The sequence below is a fragment of the Asanoa sp. NPDC050611 genome (assembly GCF_040654855.1).
In the GTDB taxonomy this organism is placed as follows: Bacteria; Actinomycetota; Actinomycetes; order Mycobacteriales; family Micromonosporaceae; genus Asanoa.
Genome location: NZ_JBFAIU010000442.1, coordinates 1 through 5,204, shown reverse-complemented (window position 1 = coordinate 5,204; position 5,204 = coordinate 1). Strand labels below are relative to the sequence as shown.

The 5,204-nt window shown below is 73.3% G+C and carries 4 protein-coding genes and 1 pseudogene; 2 read left to right on the top strand and 3 right to left on the bottom strand.

The annotated features are described in order from the left end of the window. Positions 1–446: 446 nt before the first annotated feature. The gene (locus tag AB0H87_RS37590) at positions 447–1,295 is read right to left on the bottom strand and encodes a helix-turn-helix transcriptional regulator (RefSeq protein ID WP_360157178.1); all 849 of its coding nucleotides are present in this window, start codon (positions 1,293–1,295) and stop codon (positions 447–449) included. 197 nt (positions 1,296–1,492) lie between these two features. On the opposite strand from AB0H87_RS37590, the gene AB0H87_RS37585 reads away from it, so the two are divergent. Continuing rightward, positions 1,493–2,152, top strand: coding sequence for an SDR family oxidoreductase (locus AB0H87_RS37585; RefSeq protein ID WP_360157181.1), 660 nt, complete (start codon positions 1,493–1,495; stop codon positions 2,150–2,152). Positions 2,153–2,189: 37 nt separating this feature from the next. Beyond that, entirely contained in the window at positions 2,190–3,746 is a 1,557-nt protein-coding gene (locus AB0H87_RS37580) for an ATP-dependent DNA ligase (RefSeq protein WP_360157175.1), read from the top strand. Between the two features lie 210 nt (positions 3,747–3,956). Here AB0H87_RS37580 and AB0H87_RS37575 read toward each other — a convergent pair whose 3' ends face one another. Beyond that, positions 3,957–4,526: a GNAT family protein gene (locus tag AB0H87_RS37575; protein ID WP_360157172.1), complete on the bottom strand. Its 570-nt coding sequence runs from the start codon at positions 4,524–4,526 to the stop codon at positions 3,957–3,959. Then, positions 4,523–5,204, bottom strand: a pseudogene (locus AB0H87_RS37570) (hypothetical protein); the annotation flags it as partial. The gene AB0H87_RS37575 and the pseudogene AB0H87_RS37570, both read right to left, overlap by 4 nt.

Genomic DNA, 5,204 nt, shown 5'->3' with positions numbered 1-5,204 from the left:
CTTCCGATCTGGCGACTTCCGCCCGACGGCCGCCGCTCCACGGCTGTCGGGCGGTCACCTCGCCGCCGACGCGGAAAGAGGTGAATCCATGACGAAGCCCGCCGCAGTGAACTCGCGGCGTGTCACCTCGGATTGGGCAGCCTTGTTTCCCGGGTTGGACGTGTGGAAGCGGCGGCGGTTGCTTCGTCGGGGCGGGCCGGTGCTGCAGGGCATCGCTCTGGACCTGACCACGTCTGGCGGCGAGTACGTCCCGTCAGTGCGTCTACACCGGCTGACGCGCCAGCTTCCTGTCGTCGTGCTCAGCCTGGACCAACGCCTTGTCGGGCGCTCCGCAGTGCAGGAACGCATCATCTTCGGGGGCCACGAGCGAGAGTTCCGCGATGCTGCCGAGCGCCTTCGCTCGCCAAGATTCGCTCCACAACGGAACAGGACACGGCGATGGCGGCTCAGTGGGCGGCGTCCATCTGCTGCGTGCCGATCACCGACAGCAGTCGCAACGCCTCCTCGGAGGACGAACCCGGGTCGGCTGTGTAGATCACCATCCGCTGGTCCTGACCGGAGATCTCGAGTACGTCGCAGTTGACGGTCACCGGCCCCACTTGCGGATGCTGGAACGTCTTCCGCAACGTGTGGTCGTCGCACACGTCGTGGGAGCGCCACAGCTGCCCGAACTCGGCGCTGCCCGCGAGCAGTTCGGCCACCAGCGCCTTCAGTTCGGGATCGTCGGGGTAGCGGGCCGCGGCGGCGCGCAGGTTGTGTGCCCCGGAGCGGGCGAAAGCGTCCGCGTCGGAGACCCCGTAGAGGCGGCGGCCGGCCGGGTGCGGGCCGAGGAACGCGCGGCGGAGCAGGTTGCGGTTCCGGGGTGGCTGGGCGGAGAAGTCCTCCATGAGGGCGGCGGCCAGGTCGTTCCACGCGAGCACGTCGTAGGTCGCCGAGGTCACGAAAGCGGCGGACGCCGGCAACCGTTCGAGCAGGTCCAGGATGCTCCGCCGGACCTCCCGCGACGGTCCCGGCGGGATCGGCGGGGCACCGGCCAGGTGATGGAGGTGGTCGCGTTCGGCGTCCGACAGGCGCAGGGCCCGGGCGAGGCCGGCCAGCACCTCGCGGGACGGGCGCGGGGCGCGTGCCTGCTCGAGGCGGGTGTAGTACTCCGTCGAGATGAACGCCAGCTGCGCCGCCTCCTCGCGGCGCAGCCCCGGGGTGCGGCGGCGCAGGCCGGCGGGCAGCCCGACCTCGGCGGGCGTGATCCGCTCACGCCTGCTGCGCAGGAAAGCCGCCAGTTCGCGCTTGTCCACAGGCCCAGTGTGCGCGCGCCGGAGGCGGCACAGCCAGGTACAACCCGTGCCTGGCTGGGCGATGCGCGCCGCCGGACGCTCGGTGCCATGAACGAGAGACTGGGACTGCTGGACGGGAAGGTCGCCTTCGTCACCGGCGCCGGGCGGGGATCGGCGCCGCGGCGGCGCGGCTGTTCGCTCGCGAGGGCGCCCGCGTGATGCTCGCCGCCCGGACCGAGAGCCAGCTCGCGGCGGTGACCGCCGAGATCCGCGCGGCGGGCGGGACCGCCGACTACGTCATCTGCGACCTGGCGGACTCCGCCGGCGTGCGGGCGGCCGTGGACCGCGTCGTCGACCGGTTTGGGCGGCTGGATGTCGCTTTCAACAACGGCGCGACGTTCGTACCGCCCGGTCCGCTGGACCAGGTGTCCGAAGCTGACTTCGACCGCCTGTACGCGGTCAACCTCCGCGGCGTCTGGCTCGCCATGGTCGCCCAGGTGACCGCGATCCGGGCGACGGCCGGCACCGGCGCCATCGTCAACAACTCGTCGATCGGCAGCCTGATGGGCAACCCCGAGCTTCCGGTGTACGGAGCGATGAAGCGCGCCGTCAACAGCCTCACCGAGTCGGCCGCGATCACGTTCGGGCCGGAGGGGATCCGGGTCAACGCGATCGCGCCCGGCAACACGACGACGGAGATGATCCGTGCGTGGGAGGCCTATTCGCCCGGTCTCACCGACCGGCTCAAGGCGCGTACACCCCTCGGCCGGGCCGCCGAGCCCGACGAGATCGCCGAGGTCGCCGCGTGGCTGCTCAGCGACCGTGCCTCCTGGGTGACCGGCACGGTGCTCCGGGTCGACGGTGGCGCTCGCGCTTGAGCACCGTTCTGTCGTACCCAGATGCCACCATGTGGAAATGCTCTTCGCAGATCTTGCCGCGACGTCGGCTGCGGTGGCCGCGACAACGAAGCGGCTGGCCAAGGTCGATCTGCTGTCGGCCGCGCTCCGCGGGCTCGATCCGGATGAGGTCGAGGCGGGGTCGGCCTACCTCGCCGGTGAGCTACGCCAGCGGCAGACCGGGGTCGGCTATGCGGGGCTGCGCGACCTACCGCCGCCGGCCGAGCAGCCGACCTTGACCGTCGGGGCCGTCGACGGCGCCATCGCGGAGATCGCCGCCGTCAGCGGGAGCGGCTCGCAGGCGCGACGCAAGGCACTGCTCGGCGCGCTGTTCGCCGCGGCGACCGTCGACGAGCAGCGGATGTTGCGTGGTTTGTTCAGCGGCGAGCTACGCCAGGGTGCGCAGGCCGGGCTGCTTGCCGACGCGATCGCCCGCGCCGCCGACGTGCCCGGGCCGGCCGTGCGCCGGGCGCTGCTGCTCGTGGGCGACCTCAAGACCGTGGCGGTGGCCGCGCTGGCCGGTGGGGTCGGCGCGCTGGCCGAGTTCGCGCTGCAGGTGGGCCGGCCGCTGGCGCCGATGCTCGCCTCCAGCGCGCCCAGCGTCGACGAGGCGCTCGACGCCACGGGGGTGCCGGCCGCGGTCGACGTGAAGCTCGACGGCATCCGCATCCAGGTGCACCGCAGCGGCGACGACGTCGGCGTGTTCACCCGCAGCCTCGACGAGATCACGCCGCGGTTGCCGGAGGTGGTCGCCGCCGTGCGCTCCCTACCGGCGCGCGACATCGTGCTCGACGGTGAGGCCATCGGGCTCGACGCCGAGGGTCGCCCCCGGCCGTTCCAGGAGACGGCGAGCCGGGCGGCCACCCGAGGCGCGCGGCGCGGTGCACCGGCCACGCCGGCCGTCGACGGGGTGAGGTTGACACCATATTTCTTCGACGTGCTGCACATCGACGGCGCCGACCTGCTCGACGCGCCCGGGGTGGAGCGGTGGGCGGCGCTCGAGACGGCGTTGCCCGAGGCGCTGCGGGTGCCGCGCACGATGGTCGACGGGCCAGAGCGGGCGCACGACTTCTACGCCAAGGCCCTCGACGCCGGCCACGAGGGCGTGGTGGTGAAGGCGGGCGGGGCGGCGTATGACGCCGGTCGGCGTGGTTCCGCCTGGGTCAAGGTCAAGCCCCGGCACACGCTCGACCTGGTCGTCCTCGCGGTCGAGTGGGGGAGCGGCCGGCGCACCGGCTGGCTGTCCAACCTGCACCTCGGCGCGCGCGATCCGCGTACCGGCGGGTTCGTCATGCTCGGCAAGACCTTCAAGGGTTTGACCGACGAGCTGCTGCGCTGGCAGACCGAGCGGTTCCAGGAGCTCGCCGTCGACAAGGGCGACTGGGTCGTCCACGTCCGGCCCGAGCAGGTCGTCGAGATCGCCTTCGACGGGGTGCAGACGAGCCCGCGCTACCCGGGCGGGGTGGCGCTACGGTTCGCGCGGGTGCTGCGCTATCGCGACGACAAGACCGCCGAGGAGGCCGACACGATCGACACAGTGCTCGCCATCCACGCCGGGCGGCCGCTCACGGACTGACCGCGCCGGCCCGTCACGCCAGGGGGCCGCTCACCGCTGCCTTCGGTGGCCGTAACGCCGGGCGGCGTATACGGACCTCGCGCCGACAATCACGCCGGGGGCCGCTCACGGATCGAGTGCGCCGGCCCCTCACGCCCGGGGGCCGCTCACGGGCTGAGCTCGATGGCCGTTCACGCCGAGCGGCCGCACGCGGACCTCGCGCGGCGGCGGTCACTTCAGGTCGGCGGCGACGAACGACCAGACCTCGAGGTCGACGCGGCCACTGTGGACGTAGCCGGCGTTGCGCAGCAGGCCCTCGTAGGTGAAGCCGGCCTTCTCCGCCACGCGGCGCGACGCCGTGTTTCCCGGCGCCACCCGCAGCTCGATCCGCTGGAAGCCGTGCTCGAGGATCAGCGCGATGGCCAGCGCGTCAACCGCCTCCGGCGCGACACCGAAACCGCGGGCTTCGGCGGCGACCGCGTACGAGATCTCGGTTACCTTGGAGCCCCAGTCGGTGCGCTTGGTCCACAGGCAGCCGACGAGCCGCTCGTCCTCGCGACGGATGATGCCGTAATGGTCCCCGGCGCCGCTGTCCCGCCGCTCCTGGGCCATCTCGGTGCACCAGGCGGTGCCGTCGATCTGCCCGAAGTCGCGCGGAAACGGCAGCCAGCGCTGGACCTGCTTGTCGGCGAAGATCTCGGCGACCGGCTTGGCGTCGTCCTCGGACAATTGGCGCACGTGCACCCGCGGCGTCGAGACCCGCATCTCCGGAAACTTCCGCAGCGGCAGCTGACCCCTCACGTGATCCCCCCGTCGTCGTTGCGCATCCGTCCTTCACCCGGGCCGTGCGGCGGCCGTGGCGCGGGCACCGCCGGCACCTCGGCCGTGCCACCCACCAGCGCCTCGTCGGCCCCGGCTTGTCCCGACAACGCGTCGGCGGGCCGACCGGGTACGGGTTCCACCCCACCGCCACCGAAGCCGGGCGCGGAAACCGCCTGCTCCACCAGGCCGAAGCCGCCGCCGGGGCTGGTCGGCCCGAAGCCACTGGGGCTGGTCGGCCCGAAGCCGCCAGGTTCGGTCGTTTCGGGGCTGGTGCCGGGTCCGGCCGGGCTGAAGCCGCCGCCGGGTCCGGTCGGCCCGAAGCCGCCCGGCCCAGCGCTGCCGCCGGGACCGCCCGGGCCGTAGCCGGAAACCGGCTGGACCGCGGCCCGCGGCCGCCCCCCGGTCGGCACCGAGGACGCCGGCCGCGCCGGACCGAACCCGCTCCCAGCCGCCGGCAGACCACCACGCCCGAGCGGGAACCCGAATTCCCGACCCGGTTCGCCACCCTGTTGCGGCCGCGGCCCCGGCGCGCCCTGCTCGGGCCGCTCATCCGAGCCACCGTCCGGCACGACGTACGCGTATCCCTCAGCCGGCGCACCCACCCGCGCCCCGGGCACGCTCGCGAAGCCAAAACCGTCTGTCACCTGCTCGCCGCCC

Coding starts and splice junctions, on each gene's coding strand:
- AB0H87_RS37585 (WP_360157181.1), top strand. CDS start 1,493: ATGCTCGCCGCCCGGACCGAGAGCCAGCTCGCGGCGGTGACCGCCGAG.
- AB0H87_RS37580 (WP_360157175.1), top strand. CDS start 2,190: ATGCTCTTCGCAGATCTTGCCGCGACGTCGGCTGCGGTGGCCGCGACA.